The 19,546-nt window shown below is 72.1% G+C and carries 18 protein-coding genes and 1 pseudogene; 9 read left to right on the forward strand and 10 right to left on the reverse strand.

The annotated features are described in order from the left end of the window. A partial coding sequence (locus AC2CHE_RS02790; protein ID WP_484503296.1) for a zf-HC2 domain-containing protein occupies window positions 1-386 on the reverse strand: 386 nt, incomplete at its 3' end. Between the two features lie 71 nt (window positions 387-457). Then, complete coding sequence (locus AC2CHE_RS02795; protein ID WP_484503297.1) at window positions 458-1,024, reverse strand: sigma-70 family RNA polymerase sigma factor; 567 nt, start codon at window positions 1,022-1,024, stop codon at window positions 458-460. A gap of 391 nt (window positions 1,025-1,415) precedes the next feature. Here AC2CHE_RS02795 and AC2CHE_RS02800 point away from each other — a divergent pair, with 391 nt between their 5' ends. Beyond that, window positions 1,416-3,062: a ricin-type beta-trefoil lectin domain protein gene (locus AC2CHE_RS02800; protein ID WP_484503298.1), complete on the forward strand. Its 1,647-nt coding sequence runs from the start codon at window positions 1,416-1,418 to the stop codon at window positions 3,060-3,062. A gap of 81 nt (window positions 3,063-3,143) precedes the next feature. Here the strand turns inward: AC2CHE_RS02800 and AC2CHE_RS02805 are convergent, their stop codons facing one another. After that, window positions 3,144-4,631 carry a S8 family serine peptidase gene (locus AC2CHE_RS02805; RefSeq protein ID WP_484503299.1) on the reverse strand — a complete coding sequence of 496 codons (1,488 nt, stop codon included), beginning with the start codon at window positions 4,629-4,631 and terminating at the stop codon, window positions 3,144-3,146. Window positions 4,632-4,875: 244 nt separating this feature from the next. Here AC2CHE_RS02805 and AC2CHE_RS02810 point away from each other — a divergent pair, with 244 nt between their 5' ends. Beyond that, window positions 4,876-6,840: a hypothetical protein gene (locus AC2CHE_RS02810; RefSeq protein WP_484503300.1), complete on the forward strand. Its 1,965-nt coding sequence runs from the start codon at window positions 4,876-4,878 to the stop codon at window positions 6,838-6,840. Here the strand turns inward: AC2CHE_RS02810 and AC2CHE_RS02815 are convergent. Further along, on the reverse strand, window positions 6,813-8,417 hold the full coding sequence (locus AC2CHE_RS02815) for a hypothetical protein (protein ID WP_484503301.1): 1,605 nt from the start codon (window positions 8,415-8,417) through the stop codon (window positions 6,813-6,815). The genes AC2CHE_RS02810 and AC2CHE_RS02815 overlap by 28 nt on opposite strands. 97 nt (window positions 8,418-8,514) lie before the next feature. Continuing rightward, complete coding sequence (locus AC2CHE_RS02820) at window positions 8,515-9,744, reverse strand: ricin-type beta-trefoil lectin domain protein (RefSeq protein ID WP_484503302.1); 1,230 nt, start codon at window positions 9,742-9,744, stop codon at window positions 8,515-8,517. A gap of 307 nt (window positions 9,745-10,051) precedes the next feature. Between AC2CHE_RS02820 and AC2CHE_RS02825 the strand changes: the two genes are divergently transcribed. Then, window positions 10,052-10,981, forward strand: a complete 930-nt coding sequence (locus AC2CHE_RS02825) for a GNAT family N-acetyltransferase (RefSeq protein WP_484503303.1) — start codon at window positions 10,052-10,054, stop codon at window positions 10,979-10,981. A gap of 57 nt (window positions 10,982-11,038) precedes the next feature. Here AC2CHE_RS02825 and AC2CHE_RS02830 read toward each other — a convergent pair whose 3' ends face one another. Beyond that, on the reverse strand, window positions 11,039-11,830 hold the full coding sequence (locus tag AC2CHE_RS02830) for an EI24 domain-containing protein (protein ID WP_484503304.1): 792 nt from the start codon (window positions 11,828-11,830) through the stop codon (window positions 11,039-11,041). A gap of 161 nt (window positions 11,831-11,991) precedes the next feature. Here AC2CHE_RS02830 and AC2CHE_RS02835 point away from each other — a divergent pair, with 161 nt between their 5' ends. The 6 genes and pseudogenes from AC2CHE_RS02835 (at window position 11,992) to AC2CHE_RS02860 (ending at window position 16,274) form a co-directional block, all read left to right on the forward strand. Then, window positions 11,992-12,900, forward strand: coding sequence for an ABC transporter ATP-binding protein (locus tag AC2CHE_RS02835; protein WP_484503305.1), 909 nt, complete (start codon window positions 11,992-11,994; stop codon window positions 12,898-12,900). Window positions 12,901-12,910: 10 nt separating this feature from the next. Then, window positions 12,911-13,645: an ABC transporter permease gene (locus tag AC2CHE_RS02840; RefSeq protein ID WP_484503306.1), complete on the forward strand. Its 735-nt coding sequence runs from the start codon at window positions 12,911-12,913 to the stop codon at window positions 13,643-13,645. 4 nt (window positions 13,646-13,649) lie between these two features. After that, window positions 13,650-14,972: a sensor histidine kinase gene (locus AC2CHE_RS02845; RefSeq protein WP_484503307.1), complete on the forward strand. Its 1,323-nt coding sequence runs from the start codon at window positions 13,650-13,652 to the stop codon at window positions 14,970-14,972. Next, window positions 14,969-15,619, forward strand: coding sequence for a response regulator (locus tag AC2CHE_RS02850; RefSeq protein ID WP_484503308.1), 651 nt, complete (start codon window positions 14,969-14,971; stop codon window positions 15,617-15,619). Before AC2CHE_RS02845 ends, AC2CHE_RS02850 begins: the two co-directional genes overlap by 4 nt. Before the next feature lie 57 nt (window positions 15,620-15,676). Then, window positions 15,677-15,745: pseudogene (locus AC2CHE_RS02855) on the forward strand (HTH domain-containing protein); the annotation flags it as partial. Window positions 15,746-15,893: 148 nt separating this feature from the next. Next, window positions 15,894-16,274, forward strand: coding sequence for a WYL domain-containing protein (locus tag AC2CHE_RS02860; protein ID WP_484503309.1), 381 nt, complete (start codon window positions 15,894-15,896; stop codon window positions 16,272-16,274). 58 nt (window positions 16,275-16,332) lie between these two features. Here AC2CHE_RS02860 and AC2CHE_RS02865 read toward each other — a convergent pair whose 3' ends face one another. The 4 genes from AC2CHE_RS02865 to AC2CHE_RS02880 form a co-directional block, all read right to left on the reverse strand. Beyond that, window positions 16,333-17,247 carry an SDR family oxidoreductase gene (locus AC2CHE_RS02865; protein ID WP_484503310.1) on the reverse strand — a complete coding sequence of 305 codons (915 nt, stop codon included), beginning with the start codon at window positions 17,245-17,247 and terminating at the stop codon, window positions 16,333-16,335. 179 nt (window positions 17,248-17,426) lie between these two features. Beyond that, window positions 17,427-18,314, reverse strand: a complete 888-nt coding sequence (locus AC2CHE_RS02870) for an alpha/beta fold hydrolase (RefSeq protein ID WP_484503311.1) — start codon at window positions 18,312-18,314, stop codon at window positions 17,427-17,429. Further along, complete coding sequence (locus tag AC2CHE_RS02875) at window positions 18,311-18,625, reverse strand: DUF2516 family protein (protein WP_484503312.1); 315 nt, start codon at window positions 18,623-18,625, stop codon at window positions 18,311-18,313. The genes AC2CHE_RS02870 and AC2CHE_RS02875 overlap by 4 nt, the downstream gene beginning before the upstream one ends. 70 nt (window positions 18,626-18,695) lie before the next feature. Beyond that, window positions 18,696-19,544, reverse strand: coding sequence for a hypothetical protein (locus AC2CHE_RS02880; protein ID WP_484503313.1), 849 nt, complete (start codon window positions 19,542-19,544; stop codon window positions 18,696-18,698). Window positions 19,545-19,546 lie beyond the last annotated feature (2 nt).

The raw sequence follows: 19,546 nt of genomic DNA on the forward strand, positions 1-19,546 counted from the left end.
GCCGCCGACGGCGGACGCCCGCCGGCCGGACGGCTACCCGCCGCACGGCTGCCGGACGGGCGGCTGCCGGACGGGCGCACCGAACCGGCGGACGTCGCGTCGACAGCGTCCTTCGGTGCCGCCGAAGCGGACGCGGACGGCACGGGATCCCCGGCGGCGGGAGGCGCAGGCGTCACTGCCTCGGTGGGGGCAGGCGACCAGTCCGCGTCGCCCAGCCCGGCCAGACCGCCGATCGAGGGGCCGATCGCGGCCGCCTCGTCCAGGCAGGACCAGCAACCGGCGAGATGGTCCTCGAACGCCTCGCGCTCAGCGTCGTCCAAGGCCCCCAGCAGGTAGAGAGTCAGCCTCTCCCGCTCGGCCGTGGTGTGATCCCCGCCTGCGCGCATCCAGCCCTCTCCTCAACGGGTAGGCACCACGCGGTGTTCGTCTGGTCCAGGGGTACGAGGCGACCCTGGCGTCAGGGCGGCTCGGTAGAGCCGAGCGCGGCGTGCAGGGCGCGCACCGCGTAGAAGGCTCTGGACTTCACCGTACCCTCGGGTATTCCCAGTCGCACCGCCGCCTCGGCCACGGAGGCGTTCCGGTAGTACATCTCGTGGAGCACCGCACGGTGTTCCGGGCTGATCGTCTTCAACGCGAGCCGCACGGCGTGGACGTTCACCACCCGGTCCATCTCGTCGTCCGTGGCAGGCACCCGGTTGAGGTCCGGCAGGCTGACCTCCGGCGGTCGGGCCTGCCGGGCTCGCATCGCGTCGATCGCCACGTGCCGGGCGACCGTGTAGAGCCAGGGCGCGATCTTCGACGGGTCGGCGGCGAGCTTGTCCGCGTGCCGCCAGGCGCGGAGAAACGTCTCCTGCACCAGGTCCTCGGCAAGGTCCTGCTGCCCGAGCAGCAGCCGGGTGAGAAAGCGGTGCAGCGGCCGGTGGTATTCCGCGACGACCTGCCGCAGCAGGGTCTCGGCGGCGGTCGGATCGGCGGCGGCGTCCGATAGACACGGTCCAGCCGACTCGTTGGGCACCGCCGACACAGACCGCCTCCCTGACGGACGGATCGCACCCTGACGGCCGGGTGAACGAGGCACTTCCGCCCCCACGGCCCTGGCACGCAGCATAGCCGCACCACGTACGGCTCGCAGATCGCCCGCCGGTCGACTGTGCGCCGACCAGTCCCCGCCCAGCCGGCCTGGGCCACATCGCGCAGGTCACACCTGGTCAACGTCACGATCCTCCTTCGTGGACGGTGCAGCCCGGGAGGCCGACCCGACACCCTGGCGGAGCCAGCGCTGCCCGATCAACGGCCGACCGGCCCGGCTGGTTCAACCCGACCACCGGATCGCCAGAGAAATCCGCGCTGGATCTGAACGCCGGGCGCGGGAAATCCGTCACGACAGTGTCGCCACGCCGAAAGGGATGGCTCCCGTGACAACCAATTTCCTGTCCACCAGGTTCACCTTCGGCCGTACGCCGCGCCAGGCGCTGGCGGCGGTGCTTGCCGCACTGGCGGTGCTCGCCGCCGTCCTGGCCACCATCAACTGGAGTGTCGCCTCCGCTCGGGACGACACGGTGGTCGGTGATCCGGTGACCGAGAAGCAGATGACGGCGATCGTCACCGCCGCTCACTCCTGTCCGATGCTGGATCCGGCGCGGATCGCCGGTCAGCTCATGGCCGAGTCGGGCCTGAACAACCGCGAGCGGCAGACGGCCTCCGGCGGCCGGGGCATCGCCGGCCTCGACGACGACGACTGGACGAGCTGGAAGCCGTGGCCGGACGCACGGCGCTCGGACATCGCCGCGAGCATCCTGGCGCTCGCCCACCAGATGTGCGACTTCAGCGGTCGCCTCCGGCTGGCCGGCACTCCGGGTGACCACTGGCGTCTCTCGGTGGCCGCCTTCCACGGCGGCCTGCCCGCCGTCACCGAGGCCAAGGGGGTGCCCGCCGAGGCCGTCGAGTACGTCGACCTGGTCAGCGGCTACGCCGGGTACTACGGGCGGTTGCGGCAGTTCGGCGGTGACGGCGTGCTCACCCCGACGCCCCCTCCGGCCAACGACGCGAAGGGCGTACCCGCCGAGTACGTCCCGCTCGTCGTGCAGGCCGGGTCGGTATGCGATCAGGTGACGCCGCCGATGGTCGCCGCCCAACTGATGGCGCTCTCCGGCCTCGACGCCAACCTGCTCGGCCCGACCGGGCAACGAGGCATCGCGCAGTTCCTTCCCGAGGTGTGGCAGGCGTACGGACCGGAGGGCGGCTCGGCCTGGGAGCCGACGGTGGCGGTGCCGACGGTCGGCATCGCGATGTGTGATCTGGTCTCCGGGTTGTCCGGCCTCGACGGCGACCCGTACCTGCTGGCGCTGGCCGCCTACCGCAACGGGCCGACCGCCGTGCGGCAGACCGCCGGCCGGCTCGACCAGCCGACCGAGACGTTCATCCGTGCGGTGAAGGCGCTCACCGACCTGTACGTGCTCGACACCCGGCTCGGCCGTCCCGCGCCGGTTCCACCGGCACCGACGACCACGGCTCCCGAGCCGTCGGAGAGTGAGTCGTCCGCCGCGCCGACGAGCGGGCCGCCCCCACTGGCCAGCGAACCGAAACCGCCGGCCGACCAGCCGGATCCGCCGGCCAGCGATCCGAAACCACCCGCCAGCGATCCGAAGCCGACCACCGCCGCACCCAAGCCGGTCCGGCCGGCCGGGATGAAGCAGATCTTCCACCCGCGAACCGGACGGTGCGTCAGCTCCGGCAAGACCGGTGACGGGACCCGGCTGTTGCTGAAGCCCTGCACGGAGGACCCGGCTCAGTGGTGGGACTTCCGCTCGGACGGCACGATCCGCGCCCGGGGGCTCTGCATGGACATCGCCTGGGCCGGTTCCACCGACGGCACCGCCATCCAGGTGGCCGTCTGTAGTGGCAACAAGGCCCAGTCCTGGCAGTTCAATGACAAGGGCGGCATCATCAGCAAGCTCCACGGCAAGTCCGTCGACGTCAACATGAACGTCAAGAGCGCGGACAAGCCACTCGAGCTGTGGATCTACGTCGGCAACGCCGAGCAGACCTGGCGCAAGCGGTAGCGCTCGAGATTCCGCTCCAACGAACCGGGGGTACGGGCGAAGCGCCCGTACCCCCGGTTCGTCTGTTTCGTCAGGTGCCGGTCAGCCGAGGGCGCGGCGGCGGCGAAGGTGCAGCGTCAGGAACGCACCGCCGCCGAGGAGTGCCAGGCCGAGGAGGACGAGCGCACCCATGCCGCCACCTCCGCCGCCGTCGTCCGTACCCACTCCGACCGGCCGCTCGTCCTCCACCGGTCGGGCGACCGACGCGGCCGGATTGATCATCCCCGCGCCGTACCTGTCGTCGGGGGTGTCGCCGCCCAGTGCGTCGGCGGTGTCCCGGATCCGCCGCTCGACCTGGGTGGCGTCCAGCTCCGGATAGGCGGCCCGGACGAGCGCCGCCTGTCCGGCGGCGAAGGCGACGGCGAAGCGGGTGCCCGTGTAGCTCAGCGGGCCGGCATCGTCCGGCCCAAGGCTTGTCACGTCCGCGCCGGGCGCGACCACGTCCACGGCGTCCGGCTGGTACTCCTCCACGAACTGGTTGTCCGCGCCGACCCCACCGACCAGCAGCAGGGCTCCGGTGGCGGCGGGTTCGCCGGGCGACGGGAGCGTGACGGGCCGGGTCGGTGCGCCCGCCACCACGAGTACGTCGTGGTTGAGCGCGGTGGTGAGGGAGGTGACGACCGCCGGGGCGGACAGGTCGACATGGGAGCCGAGCGCCACCACCGAGGCGCCCGCGCTCACCGCCACCTCGATGGCGTTCGCCGCGTCCGTGGCCCGGCTCTTACCGGACGCGCCCACCATCCGTACCGGCAAGATCGTGGCGTCCGGTGCGAGACCGGCCGGGGTTCGCGCGTTGCTGGCGTTCGCGGCGATGATGCTCGCCATCGCGGTACCGGTGCCGTGGCAGTCGGTGTCGCCGCGTCCGTTTCCGACGGTGACGTCGGCACCGACCGCGATTCGACCACTGAGCTGTTCGAGATCACCGTCTACTCCGGAGTCGACCACGGCGACCATGACACCGTTGCCACGGCTGAGGTCCCACGCGCCGTCGGCCGCCATCCGCAGTTGGGCCCAGTCCGACCGACTGCTCGACGCGGCGACGGCGGTGCAGCCGGCGGTGCCCTTCGTGCCGGTCGGCGACGGGCTGGGGCTGCGACTCGGGCTCGGACCGGAACTCGGGCTGGCCGGCGGACCCGTGGTGCCGGTGGGCGTGGGTGCCTTGGTGGTCGGTTTCGGGCCGGACGGGACCTGTCCGTACTTCACTCCCTCGCCGGCCGCGTCCCAGGGCAGCACCAGGTACCAGCCACGGTTGAGTCGGGCCGGATCGGTCAGGCTCGCCCCGTCCGGCTGCACCCGTCCGGCATTCAGGTTGTAGATCTCCGCGGACCGCTCGCCGCTGCCGAGCAACCGGGTCGCGATCGCGGTGAGGGTCTCCGGCTGATCCTGGTACGCCGCAGCGACGACGTAGTACTTGACGTAGGCCTGCGGGTCCGGCGGTGCCTGCCGGGCCGCCGAGGTGCCGGCCATCGCCATGACCAGGCAGCAGGCAACCGCCACGCCCGCGAGCAGGCGTCCAACGTTCGCCACCACTGATCTTGCCTCCTTGAGTAGCCTGCGGCCGATCGGCCCGGCCGACACCCTCTACAGCGGATGTGCGCCGGCTGCGTTCAATCCGAACGGCAGAAACGTTCCGGTTGGGCTGAACCAGCCTCCGCGGATCTCCGTCGTGAAGACGTGAAGCCCGGCGTCCGGCCCTCGGCATCTGCCGGGTGCGGGCTCGGGCCCCAAGGGCGACTCGGTGAGCGTCGATCCGAACGGACGGTGGTGAGAGCGCATGAATGCCATCCGCGCTGCGACAGACGCGATCAGTGACGCTTCGCCGGCCACTCGCCGCTTCGACCTCAGCCGGCATCGACGGGTGGCCGGGCTGTTCGATCTCTGGCTGGAACCCGGCGTACACGGCGGTCTGGTGGTGCCCCACAAACCCGACAAGCCGCTGACCGCGTCGGCCATCGCCGACCTGGTCCGGCGCTCCGGCGAGACCGCGAACGACGTACGCATCCTGACCCAGGACGGTGCCCGGCACACGGAGTTGTTCAGCGAGGTGGCCGGCCTGCTCGCCCACGACGTCCTGGTGAGTCCGGACGGCGCGGTGATCCGGCACCACGACCGGCCGACCGGGACGGGACCGTTGCACGCGGTACCGCTGGACCGGACCACCCGCCAGGTCCGAGACTGGATGATGATCCAGCCACCCGAGCTGGCCACCCCGCTCCCCGGCTGGTTCACCGTGGATCGTGGCCTGGTCCGTCCCCGCACCGGCGTGGTGGGCCTGCCTCTGCACGGCGGGGTCGTCCTGGCGACCCGGGCCGACTTCGTCACCCGGCGCGCCACCGCACACCGGCTCGGCACGGCCTCGGACGGGCTGGTGACCATCGCGGTCACCGCACGATCGGGCGGCTTCCTGGTCGGCGACTACGGCGGAACCCAGCGGGTGTACGACGGCGCCCAGCTCGCCGCTCTGCTCGGTGACCTTCCGCTCTACGGCAGCGAGCTACGACTCTGGCTCACCTGGCCGTCCGATCCGGACGAGCAGCAACGTCTCCGTACGCAGGCGCAGGAGTTGGCCGAGACGACCGGTGCCACCGTGTGGACTCCGCCGCCGGGCGGCAGCGCGGAGTTGGTGGACGGCCGGCAGGATCTACGCGCGCTCGACCAGGCGGGAAAGCCCACCCGGTGGGAGGCGTTCCGGCCCCGTTACGCCCTCGGACCGCCGGCGTCGCGCGCGACCTCGACCGGCCTGCTGGTGCCGGTCTGCGCCGAGGTCGTCGGCACGATCGGCACCCCGCCGGACGCCGGACCGCCGGGAGCGGCCCCGCCGCCGACCGTCGGACCGTCGGGGACGGATGAGCCGCCGCCCGCCGTTCCGATACTGCCGCTCCCCCGCCCCCCGCTGGTCACCGAGAACCGCCGGACGGCGTACGGCCCCGCGTGGCTGTCGGCGGCGCAGCAGGTCAACGCCGAGCAGTTCGAGGCGTTCGTCGCCGCGCCGGTCGACGGTCGGTCGATCGCCGACGGACTGCCCGGTGCCGAACTCTTCCTGCTCGCCTTCCTGGACGCCAGGTCGGTGCCGGGCGGCAGTCGGCTGCTACGGGTCCGGGTGGAACCGGGCGGCGCGATCCCGATGGCGGTGCTCCGGGCAGCCCTGCCCGCCCGCCTACAACACCTGCGCGGCCTCCGCGAGGCGTATCTCCTGCCGGCCGCGCGTCTGGACCGGACCTCCCCGGTGGACGCCTTCGAGGTGGATCACACCGGTCGCCTGACGCCGGCCGGTGAATGCGCCGGCGAACCGCTGAGGATCCGCTGCACCGCGCAGGCCGGCTCGATCGCCGGCCTGCCCAACGAGGTGCGACGCTGGCCGGCCTTCGGCACCCGGCGGGCGTACGCTCTGCTGCCGACGGAACGCCTCCGTCTGCCGCGCAACTGGCTGCGGCTGTACCGGCGCCAGCCACCGGTACAGCCCGGACGGCTGCTGCTGGAACTTCAGGTGCCGAGGAGGCGGGCGGTCGACGTGGTGTCAACGGCCGACCTGCTCGCGCCACTCACCCGGGTACGCTCCCAGGCCGAACCGCTGCGCGCGGCGCAGGTGGACCTGATCCTGGCGAGCCGCTCCTATTCTCGGGTTCGGGTACGCCAGGCCTACCGCGTCGAATCGGGCACCTGGCGGCGCGTGTCAGGGCTGCCGAAGGGGGCGCTACCGTCGGTCGTGCCTCAGCTTCGGTCCCCCGCGCCAAGCTGAGCCGACCACCGGCCGTCCGGGACCGGACCGATCAGCACCGGCACGCACCGACCGCCGGTGGTGGCGGCGAGCCCACGAATACCGACACCGCTCAACGGGCCGGCGCTGAAGACGACGTAACGGTCGGAATCCAACTCACTGGGCTCGGGGAGCCCGGCGAAGCTGCGGCACCCGGCGAGACTCTCCGCACCGAGCGCGTCACCGACGACCCCGACTCCGACGCCACCGGCTTGCAACTGGCGGGCGTAGGCGGCGGCCAGTCGACGGCATTCATCCAGGTCGCCGACCAGGGTGAACACGTCGGGGACACGGCCGAGGTCAACTCGCAGCCGCCACGGACCGTGTCGCCCCAGCACCAGCGGCACCGCCGCCGCAGGTTCCGGCTCGTGGTCGGCGAGCCAGGCGTAGGCGGGAGTCGTCGGGCCGGTCGTGACACCGACCAGGCGGACCCGGACGGGCCCGGCGTCGGTACGCAACTCCGCCCGCACGTAGGGCACGTCACCGTCGGCCGGCAGCGCAGGCCGCGGCGGGTCGACGGCATCCGTCCGTGTCCCTTCGCGTACCGCCTCGGTCGGGTCAGCGCCGCCAGCCGACATGGGTAGCGCACCGGCCCGGGGTGGCCACTCGGGCGGCGATGCGCGCGGCGTCCGGGGCTCGGACGGCTCCGGCAGCACAGCCTGGTCGTGGTCCAGGTGCTTGCCCGCCTCCGGCCCTGGGTCCGGGTCGAGGCCCGCCTCCGGCCCTGGGTCCGGGTGCTTGCCCGCCTCCGGCCCTGGGTCCGGGTCGAGGCCCTTACCCCGGCCCGTGCCTGGGTCCGGGTCGGGGCCCAGGCCCGTGCCTGGGTCCGGGTGCGGTGGGGCTGGCGTCGTGACGCCAGCCAGTTCCGCCGGCGTCGGCGTGCGATGCCGTTCCGGCGGCCACGGCCCGTCGTCGAGGGTTGTTGAGCGCATCTGATGTATCCGCCGGGGCAGCACCAGGAGCGCGACGACGGCGAGGAGCACGGCGAACGCACCCGCGCCGATCCGGACCAGGTTGGGACTGATGGGCGCCGGCCCGGACCGCGGCCCGGGAGCGGCGACCACCGGGGTCGGGCCCGCCGTCGAGGACGATGGACCCGCGCTCGCGGAGGGTTGCCGAGTCGTCTCGCGCGGCGAGGGTGACGGTGCCGGCGTACTCGGCGGCACCGTGCTCGGCGAGGGCCGGCGCGTCGGAGGCCCGAGCGCCGGAAGCGCGCCGGTACGGACCCCCGGGCCGTCGGCGTCGGGCGGCAACATCAGGATCCAGCCGGGGCCCAACTCGACGCCGTCGGTGAAGGTCGCGCCGTCCGGCTGCTTGCGGCCTCGGTTGAGATCAATGATCTCGCGGAACCGGTTGCCGTTGCCGAGGGTGACCAGGGCGATGCTGTACAGGTACTCCCGCTGACCGTTGACCGGAGGTCTGACGACGTAGTATTTGCCGGTCTCCTCGGGCGCCGCGACGGCCGGAGCCGCCGGAACGAGCGGCACGAGAAGGGCGGCCAGCAGCAACGCTGACGCCCACCAGAACCTCGCGGCCGGTCGGCCTCGCCCTGACTCCATCCGCACCCCTTCGTTCCCGGTCGGTTCCGTCGTTCATCCGCGCGGCCGCTCATGACGTGACGGGGGGCCGTCGCCGTGGAGCCCCCCGTTGCGACGCTCAGCGTCTGACGACCCGCCAGGTCTGGTTGTCCTGGCCGGGGTTGCACTCCCAGATCTGCAACGGGGCGCCGTCTGCGGCATTCCGGTTGCGCACGTCCACGCACTTGCCGGAATGCGGATTACGCACCATGCCCTGCTCGACGACCCAGATCTGGGCCGGCCCGCCGTTGCAGTGCGCGAGCTGCACCTTGGTTCCGTTGTCACGCGCCGCCCAGGCGACATCCATGCACTTGTCCAGCGCCACCAACGAGCCGTTCGGGCCGCGGGTGAACCGCTGCGCGGGGGTGGTGCCGTTGCACCGCCAGAGCTGCAACTGCGCCCCGTCGGCCGAGATGCCGCCCGGCACGTCGATGCACTTGCCGGCGTACCCCCGCAGCGCGAAGTCGGCTGAGTCCGGAGTGTCGGGCCGTGGGGCGGGCGGAGCCGCCGAGGCACCTCCGTTGCGGAAGGTGACAGTGAAGTCCGCGCAACCGGGGCAGTTGAAGACAGTCTCGTTGCCCGGCACCTTGTCATGGGTCGACCACAGATAGGCCCGCGGGCCGAAGGGACGCAGCGCGGCGGTGTAGGCACTCTCCGCGTCCCGCGCAGGGTTGACGCAGTTGATCCGGTCGCCGCGCTGCGGATCGCGTACGGCGTGCGCCTCGGGGCAGGCGGCGAGCATCTGGCCACCGCCGCAGGCCGACCTGACACAACTTCCGGCAAGGGCCGGGTTCGGCGCGCCGGGGGCTTCGATCGTGATCACCACCGACAACGCGTCGACGTAGCTGATGTTGTACCAGGGTGCCGCCGGGTTGTTCTGGTCGAAGTTGAACTCGGCCAGGCTCACCGGTTCCGCGCCCCGCTCGCAGTGACCCACGTGGGGGCCGCAGTCGCCGACGAGGCACTTGAAGGTGCTGCCGGAGTCTCCACTACACCGCTGCCGGGCGAAGAACCTGCCTCGCCAGTGACCAGGCTGTCCGCTGTCCGGGACGATGATGCTCTTCGACTCCCCCGGGCGCAGCACCGGTAGCCCGGTGATCCGACGCGAGCCGTCCCCACTCTCGCCCGCACCGACCCACAACGTCTCCCCGGTACGGTTGACGAACGTGACGCGTTCGCCCGCGACGGCGTCGGAACTACTCGACATCACGACGATCAGACCTGCGGCGAGCACCGTCACGACGACCAACGCCGCTCGGGTGCTCGTCCATATGCGGCGGAACGAGAACGAACCAGTATCCACAGTCATGCAGCCCTCCAATGGCCGGTCAGCCGCACGCACTCGTCCGCGCGCGAGTACGGCACGCGCATGACGGTGCGAGGACGTCGCTGGTTCACCCGCGCCCGGGTCGGATTGGAAAAACCAGGTATCGGCAGGTCCTCACCTCAGTCCGCCTTCCGGTCACGATCCGCTCGCGGGCACGCAGGGCTGCCCCGTCCCACAACGCTGCCGCACACTGCCGTGTTCAGCCGGACCGACGATCAGGTGGGGCGGTGACGACAGGCGCGCCAAACTAAGCTGCGGTACGAGAGTCACAGCGGCTACCCTGCCGCGCATGTCGGATTCCAGAAGACGGTCGTCCACGTTGATCCGTCCGGCGCATCTCGACGACGCCGCACCCGTGGTGGCGTTGCGTACGCTCGTGTTCCCCTTCCTCATCCGTGGGGTCGCGTCCACCCGGCAACTGATCTCGACGCCACCGGTGGAGCAGCACTGGTGCGGTTTCGTCGCCGAGGTCGACGGGCAGGTCGTCGGCTGGGTGTCGGCGTCCCGCAACACCAAAACCAGCGCCGCCGTCGGCGAGGTGTCCCTACTGCACGTACACCCCGACCAGCGGCGACGCGGCATCGGCGGGGCGCTGCTGGGCCGGGCGCTTGAGCATCTAGCGCCGCTCGGGCTGGCCCGGCTACGTGGGCGGACGCTGCCGGAGGCGCTGCCGTTCGCCCGCCGGCACGGCTTCACCCCGAGTCGGCAGGAGCACTTCTCGGCCCTGGAGCTGCACGCGCTGCCTCCGCTGCCGGCCACCCCCGACAACGTCCGGCTGGTTCCGCTGGCCGAGGTCGACAGTCGCCAGGTCCACCGGGTGGAGGTGCTGGCCAGCGCCGACGAACCTGGCGACGTGCCGTCCGACGCCATCAGCTACGCCACCTGGCGCGCGGACACCTGGGACAACGTCGGGTTGGACCGGGACGCCAGCACGGGCGTCGAGGTCGACGGCGAGTTGGTGGCGATCAGCCTGGTGAAGCGGGACGGCGCGCGGATGTGGTCGGACTACACCGGCACCGTGCCGGACTTCCGTGGCCGAGGACTGGCCCGGCTGGTGAAGCTGGCCGCGCTGCACCGGGCGGCGGGACGCGGCGTCACCGTCGCGTACACCGGGAACGACGCGGCGAACGCGCCGATGCTGGCGGTCAACGACCGGCTCGGCTACCGACAGGTGGCCAGCCAGTGGTCCTGCGTACGCGAGCTGCGCCCGGCCGGCTAATCCTCCGCGTACGCCCACTCGGCGGTGATGTCCCCCGCGACCAGGGCGATGTCCATGTCAGCTCTCCGTGATGGGTTGGCCGAGCGAGCGGCGGGCCAGCAGGGTGGCACCGGCCACTGCGGCCGGCATCAGCAGTACCGCGCCGAGTGGGATCAGGAAGCAGACGAAGACCGCGACCCCGAAACCGAGTGCGGTGGGGCGGTCCGCCTTGAGCGCGGCGCGCCGGTGTGGCAGTCGCTTGCCACGCCGGGAGAAGGGCGCGCCGGTCAGTTCCACGGCGAGCAGCCAGCCGCCCACCGCCGCGCCGATGACCGGCACCACGGTCTGCCCGATCACCGGAATGAAACCGGCGGCGAACAGCGGCACGCCGAACAACACCGCCAGGGCGACCAGTCGGAGTGAGTCGGCGACGCTGCGCCGCAGCGACGGCCAGAACGGCGCCTCGACCGCGTCCGGCGTGCCGCCGTAGCGTCGCTCCACCCGCTCCGAGATCTTCTCGTAGAACGGATCGCCGATGGCCAGGGTGACCGCCGTGAAGGTGAGGACGGTGAGCAGGCCGCCGAGACCGAGGAAGGCCAGCCCGGCGATCACCCGGACCGCGCTGCGCGGCGTCGTCGCCCAGTCGTCGGCGAACGGGGTGGCCGCGGCGGCCAGGTCGTCGACGAAAAAGACCAGCAGAGCGTACGCGGACACGAAGACCGCCCCGGAGATCAGCGCCGGGATGACGCCGAGCAGCATCAGGCCCGGGTTGCGTACGTACAGACCGACGCCCCGCAGGAGCAGCCTGGCCCCGCTGACGAAGCGGCGGCCCGCGCCCACGGCGGTGACGGGAATCTCGGATGCGTGCACGTCCAGGAGCGTAGTCACTTGTCGGCGCATCCACCGGTTGGCGGATCGCCGGAATCAGCCGGAGCCGACCAAGGTCACCTACAGCCGGTCGATTCGTCGCCGGCCTGCTCTCGCGACCCTTGAGTCGTAACCCGAGACCCCGACGGCGAGAGGCGGTGGCCATGCCGGTCATCGAGGCGACCAGCCTGCACAAGCGCTACGGCGAGACGGTGGCGGTGGCGGACGTGTCCTTCGACGTCGAGGCCGGCGAGATCTTCGGCGTACTCGGGCCGAACGGCGCCGGCAAGACCACCACTGTGGAGTGTGTCGCCGGGTTGCGTGTCCCAGACGGGGGCGGGGTGTCGGTCCTCGGGCTCGACCCCCGCCGGGACGCCGCCCGGCTGCGCCAACTGGTGGGGGTGCAACTTCAGGAGAGCCAGCTGCCCGATCGGCTCCGGGTCGCTGAGGCGTTGGAGCTCTACGCCTCGTTCTACCGCGACCCCGCCGACCCGGCGCAGCTGATCGACGAGCTGGGCCTCGACAGGAAGCGGAACACCGCGTACGAGAAGCTCTCCGGTGGTCAGAAGCAGCGCCTCTCCGTTGCGCTGGCGCTGGTCGGCAACCCGCGGATCGCCATCCTGGACGAGCTGACCACCGGGCTGGATCCGCAGGCCCGCCGGGACACCTGGGATCTGATCGAGAGGGTGCGGGACCGCGGCGTGACCATCCTGCTGGTCACCCACTTCATGGAGGAGGCCGAGCGGCTCTGCGACCGCTTGGCCGTGATCGACAAGGGACGGGTGGTGGCGCTGGACAGCCCCGCCGGGCTGGTCTCGGCCGTGGCCCCGGAACAGCGCGTCCGGTTCCGCCCGTCCGCACCGTTCGACGACCGGTTGCTGACCGACCTGCCTCAGGTCACGGCCGTGACACGCAGCGGCAGCCAGGTCGTGGCGACCGGCACCGGCGAGGTGCTGCACGCGGTCACCTCGGTGCTCGCCCGCCACCAGATCGTCGCCGCCGACCTACGGCTGGAGCAGGCCACGCTCGACGACGCGTTCGTCGAGCTGACCGGACGCCGGCTGACCGACTGAAGGAGACACGATGCACGCCTTCGGCCAGATCCTCAAGACTGAGGCCAAGCTGCACCTGCGGGACATCCCGACGCTGGTGCTCACCGTCGCCCTGCCCACCCTGATCCTGGTGGTGCTCGGGCTGATTCCCACGCTCCGGGAACCCAACCCGGAATTCGGCAACCAGTCCTTCGTCACGTACTTCACCCCCTCGCTGCTGGTGGTCACACTGGCCATGGTCGGCATCAACGCCCTGCCCACCGTGCTGGCGACCTATCGGGAGCGCGGCATCCTGCGCCGGCTGGCCACCACACCGGCGAGTCCGCTGGCACTGCTGGCCGCCCAGCTCGTACTGGCCCTGACGGGCATCCTGGCCAGCGCGGTGCTCCTCACGGTCGTCGCCCGGCTGGCGTTCGGCACCCCGTTGCCACAGCACCCGCTCGGGTTCGCGGCGGCACTCGTCCTGGGTACGGCCGCGCTGCTCGCGGTGGGGCTGCTGGTGGCGGCGGTCGCGCCCACCGCGAAATCGGCTCAGGCGCTGGCCGTACCGCCGTTCATGGTGATCATGTTCTTCGGTGGGGCGTACCTGCCCCGGTTCCTGCTGCCCGATTTCCTGGCCGACCTCGGCGCCTACACGCCACCCGGGGTCCAGGCGCTGCTCGACGCCTGGACCGGCACCGCACCGCATCCGCTGCACCTGGGGATAATGGCGGTCATCGCCGTGGCGGCCGGCGCCGCAGCGGCGAAGCTGTTCCGCTGGGAGTGAGCGCATGATGAGCGGCGACGGGACGAGCGGCGGCGGGGACCGGACCGCCTGCCGCGACGACGCCGTGCCCACCCAGGATCACCAACTGACGAACTGGCGGGCGCGGGAGGCGCGGCTGCACCGCCTCCTGCCCTACTGCGGACTGCTCGTAGGCTCGCTGCTGGCCGCCTTCGCACCGGCGCCGCGCGGGCTGCCGATGCTGCCCACCCTGGTCGTCGCCGGGCTGACCGCCTGCTGGGTCACCTGGTTTGTCGTCCTGCGTCCGCAGTGGCCGGGACGACGGGGCCCGATGACCGTCTACTACGTCGGGCTACTGGCCTCCGCCGCCGTGCTGGTGACCGCGAGCCCGTGGTACGGCTTCTTCGCCTGGGTCGGCTACCTGCACGCCTTCCTCGTGCTCGACGGGCGATGGCGCTTCGTCGGGATGGCCGCGACCGCCGTGCTGGTCGCCACCGCGCAGGGCGGCGGCCTGCCGGCCTCGTGGTCGAACCGGCCGCTGTGGCTGACGCTGGTGCTTGTCAACCTGGTCCTGGCCAGTGCGGTGAGCTGGTTCAACCTCGTCGGTGAACGGGAGGACGCCCGGCGCAAGCGGTTGGTGGCGGAACTCGCCGCCACCAACCGCCAACTCACCGAGACGGCACGGGAGAACGAGGGGCTGCACGCCCAGCTCATCGCCCAGGCCCGCGAGGCCGGCGTACTGGACGAGCGACAGCGGATGGCGCAGGAGATCCACGACACCCTGGCCCAGGGCCTGACCGGCATCATCACCCAGCTGGAGGCGGCCGAGCAGACCCGCGACCGCTCCGCCGACTGGCGACGGCACGTGGACAACGCGTTGGCACTGGCCCGGGAGAGCCTCACCGAAGCCCGCCGGTCGGTCCGGGCGCTGCGCCCCGAGCCGCTGGAGACGGCCCGCCTGCCCGACGCCCTCTCCGAGCTGGGTGAACGCTGGTCGGCCGTGCACGGGGTGGCGGCCAGCGTCAGCACCACCGGGACGCCCCGCCCACTGCACCCGGAGATCGAGGTGACGCTGCTGCGAGCCGCGCAGGAGGCGCTGAGCAACGTGGCCCGGCACGCCGCCGCGTCCCGGGTCGGGCTCACCCTGTCGTACATGTCGGACGTGGTCACCCTGGACGTCCGCGACGACGGATCGGGATTCGACGTGACCAACCGGTCGACCAGCCCGGATCAGCACGGAAGCTACGGCCTGACCGCGATGCGGCAGCGGGTCGGCCGGGTCGGTGGCCAGCTCGCCGTCGAGTCCGAGCCGGGTGGCGGGACGGCCGTCTCGGCCTCCGTACCGGCCCTGCCCGGAGCCGCCGCATGACCGATCCGGTACGCCTGCTCATCGTCGATGATCATCCGGTGGTGCGCGACGGGCTGCGCGGCATGTTCGCCGGCGATCCCGGGTTCGAGGTGGTCGGCGAGGCGGCGGACGGTGCCGAGGCCCTGACGATGGCCGCCCGCAGCCGCCCCGACGTGGTGCTGATGGACCTGCGAATGCCGGGGATGGACGGGGTGACCGCGATCGCCCGTCTCGTCGCGACGGACAGCCCGGCGAGGGTGCTGGTACTGACCACGTACGACACGGACGCGGACGTGCTCCCGGCGATCGAGGCCGGCGCCACCGGCTACCTGCTCAAGGACGCGCCCCGCGACGAACTGGTCCGGGCGGTACGCGCCGCCGCCCGAGGCGAGTCGGTGCTCTCGCCAAGCGTGGCCGGCCGGCTGATGGGTCGCCTGCGGACGCCCCCTCAGCCGGCCGGGGAACCGCTGAGCCAACGCGAGTTGGAGGTGCTCACCCTGGTCGCCCGGGGATCGTCGAACCGCGAGGCCGCCGCGCGCCTGTTCATCAGCGAGGCCACGGTGAAGACCCACCTGCTGCACGTCTACGCCAAGCTCGGCGTCAACGACCGGGCCGCCGCCGTCGCGGTCGCGTACGACCGGGGGTTGTTGACCCCCGGCGGACGGTGAGCGTCGGTGCGGGCGTCCCGGTTGCTCTCCCTGCTGCTGTTGTTGCAGGCCCGTGAGGTGCTGACGGCGGCGGAGCTGGCCCGCGAGCTGGAGGTCTCCGAGCGGACGGTCTACCGGGACGTGCTGGCGCTCTCCGCCGCTGGGGTGCCGATCTACGCCGACCGGGGGCGGGCCGGCGGCTACCGGTTGCTCGGCGGCTACCGGACCAGGTTGACCGGGATGACCCGGGACGAGGCGGAGGCGCTCTTCCTGGCCGGGTTGCCCGGCCCGGCCGGTGACATGGGACTCGCCGACGCCGTCGCGGCGGCGGAACTGGCGGGCTCAGGCCGAGGCGTTCCTGCGCGGCATGCTGCGGGCCGAGGTGACGATCCGGCTGAGCCCCGCCGGCCTGCGCCGACTCCGTCACCTCACCGAGATCCCGTTCGGGTACGAGGCGGCGGTCGCCGCCGCAGGCGAACCCGACGGGCAGGGCTGGGTGCGCACCCGCCTGCCCGTCGAGTCCGTCGAGGTGGCGTACACCCAACTGCTCGCGCTGGGGCCGGAGGTGGAGGTGATCGAGCCGTCGGAGCTACGGTCGCGGCTGGCCGAGGCGGCCATCAGGGCCGCCGCGCTGTACTCCACCGCTGACGACCGGTCTCCCGACCGGCCGGCGTAGTACGGCCGGTCGGGTGAATGCCGATCGGGCCGCTCGGACGGACGCCGGGGCGTAAGGATCAGCGATAACCCGTGACGTCCGCGGGTCTGCCGGCGTCGACCACCTCGCTGAGGTAGCGGAAGGCGTCCGGTTGGGAGCCGTCGACGTCGGTGAAGCCGTACACCTTGGCCAGTTCTCCGGCGGAGACGGACCGACCGCTCCAGCGTGCCCGGTCCGGGTCGGCGGCGAGCCCGGCGACGGCTCGGCCCACGAACGCCGGAGTCTCCGAGATGAGGAAGTGCGGGTCCTTGGCCGCGCCATCGCGCCAGTTGTCCTCGGTGACGCCGAAGTGCTCCAGCATCGCCTCGGAGCGGATCCAGCCCGGGGTGAGCGCGACCGCCGTGCCGCCGTGCGGCCTGACTTCGTGGGCCCAGCTGAAGGCGAGCCGGTTGACCGAGGTCTTGGCCAGGTCGTAGAAGACCGACAGCCGGTAGTTCTCCTCGTTGTACGCCTTCGTACCGTCACCGATCTCCACCACCAGTCCGCCGGGCCGGCGGATCAGCAGGGGCAACGCGAAGTGGCTGGTGATCACGTGGGTGTCGACCGCCAGCCGCAGCATCCGGAAGCCGGCGTCGAGCGGCTGCTCCCAGACCGGCTTGTCCCAGATGATCAGTGGGTCGGCCCCCCACACGTCGTTCACCAGCACGTCAAGCTGGCCCTGCTCGGCGTCGATCTGCGCGACCAGGGCCTGCACCTCGTCGGGTACCAGGTGGTCGACCCGGACCGGGATGCCGGTACCGCCGGCGGCGGTGACCAGTTCGGCGGTCTCCTCGATGGTTTCCGGGCGGTCCAGTTCGGAGCGGCCGGCGCGGCTGCTCCGGCCGGTCGCGTACACGGTGGCACCTGCGGCGCCGAGCTGCACGGCGATCTGCCGGCCGGCACCCCGAGTGGCCCCGGCGACCAACGCCACCTTTCCGATCAGCGGTTTCGTCATGCGCCCCACGCTGCCAGCAATACCTGCCATCTGCTGGCAGGTATTGCTGACTCGTCGCAGGAGCGCCGGCTGATCGACCCGGAAGGGCCACGATCTGGCTCGCGAGTTGCGGTATGTCGGGTCCTCCCGCGCGCCGGATACCGCGACATACCGCAACTCGCGCGGCAGCACGCGAGGGGCTAGCCGTTGAGGAAGTCGGAGATTCGGCTGCGGAGATCGGCGCGCTCCGTCCAGAGGACACCGGGGCGGTCGTAGCGGTGCAGGGTGGCTCGGGGCAGTGTGGTGGCGAGCTGTTCGGCCACCTCCACCGGGTGCAGCTCGTCGCCCTCTACGGCGATGACCAGTGCCGGCGCGGTCACCCGGGCGAGCACGCCGGCATCGGGCAGCGGCGCCTGCTCGGGCAGATCGATCAGCCCGGCGGCGAGGCCGTCGCGCAGCAGATGGTCCAGCCGTTGCCGCAGATATGCCCAGCCGGCCGGCGTGTTGCGTACCGCCGGCGGCAGCTCGGTGGAGACTGCTTCCGCCACCGCCGAGGCGTCGCCGCTCTCCACGGCCGACAGCAACTCGCTCAGCCGCGCCCGGGCGACCGGTCCGCGCGGCTGGTCGAGCGCGGCGGGAAGGAAGAAGACGAGCCGCTCGAACCGCTCCGGGCTCTCGGCGAGCAGGCGGCACAACGCACCGGCGCCCAGGCTGGCCCCGAAGGCGCGCGTCGCGCCGCTGAGATCGGCGATCGCCCGCAGGTCGCGGGCCAGGTCCAGGTAGCTCCACGGCCCGTCGGGGGCGTCGGAGCGGCCGTGACCACGGAACTGGAAGAAGACCCGGCGACCGGTGACACCGCTGCCGAAGGGTCGGGTGGTGGCGATGCCGTTGGCCAGCCCGTGCGCGAAGACGGTGACCGGGTCACCAACGCCGGTGACCAGCCGCTCCAGACGTACGCCGTGCGGGGTGGCGACCAGTTCCGTTTCCGGATCGGGTAACGGAGGCCGGCCGGTCCGCGGGGCACCCGGGCCGGGACCCCAGCTGCGTGGCCCGCCGTCCGGTGGTGGTGGCCAGCGGAAAGCTCTCACCAGGACCCTCTGTTGTCGCCAAGGTCACGTAGCCCGACCCGGACGTCGAGCAGGTAGATCAGCGCCGCCGCCACACCGATCAGCCCGAAGATGCTGAGGGTGGAGCGGGTGAGCAGGGTGAGCAGGAGAGTGACCGCCAGGATCGCGATCCAGCCGCCCTTCGGCAGGGTCCCGATGGCCGGGAAGGCATCGGAGCGTTGCGTGACGGCGTGCACGAGAGCCACCCCCTGCACGATCAGTGCGAAGACGAACAGGATCAGTTCGATCACGTAGCGGACGTCGTCTACGAAGATCGGCGCGGCGTTGGCCATGACGGCAAGCTTATGCCGGCGACCCCGGATCCGTGGCGACAGGACGGTCCCGGGAACGCCGGCTGCCGACTCACTCGCTCCGCTTGGTCCCCCGGGGCAGCTTCGCCGACGGGCTGTCGGTCCGCTTGGCGGCGGCCTGCCGGGTGGTCGACTTCGCCCGGGTGGTCTTCTTCGCGGCGGCCGGCTTGGCCTCCACGATCTCGGCCACCTCCGCCGGGCTCGGCACCTCGGCCGACGCGGTCTCCTCGGCCGACGCCGACGCCGTCGGCGTGGTCGTCGCCGTCGCCGTGGCCGACGCCGTGGTCGTGGCCGTCGGCGTGGTCGTGGCCGTCGGCGTGGTCGTCGCCGTCGGCGTGGTCGTCGCCGTCGCCTCGATGTCGGCGTTCACCGAGTCGGCGGCCTCCAGCACACCGGCACCCACGACTCGCTCGCCCCGAGCCACCAGCGCACCGTACGCGGCCAGCGCCCGCACCTGAGCGGCCTGGGCGCCGGCGACGACGACCGCCGCGTTGCGGCTGGCCAACTCGCGCAGTCGGTCCAGGTCGGCCGCCTCCCGGAGCTTGTTCAGGTCAGCCGTCTCGCGGAGCTTGGTGAGATCCGCAGCCTCGCGGAGCCTGGCCAGGTCGGCGTGCTCACGCAGCCGGTTGAGATCGGCCGTCGGGGCGGCCTTCTGCCGCAGCGACTCGGCCGTCCGGTTGGCGTTGCGCAGCGTGTCGTTGGCCTTCTGCCGCAGCTCGAAGCCGGTGACGACGGCCTTGCCGCCGAGTTCGTTGACGACCCGCCCACCGTCGGCGACGACGCGGTCACGCAGCTCACCGACCACGTTGGGCAGGTTGCGCAGCTGCTGCAGGGCCAGCTCACCGGCGCCGGCGGCAGCGTAGAGCGGGGCAGGGATGCGATTGGTCTTCGGCTGGGTCATCG

The sequence above is a fragment of the Micromonospora sp. ATLC16 genome, assembly GCF_057196645.1.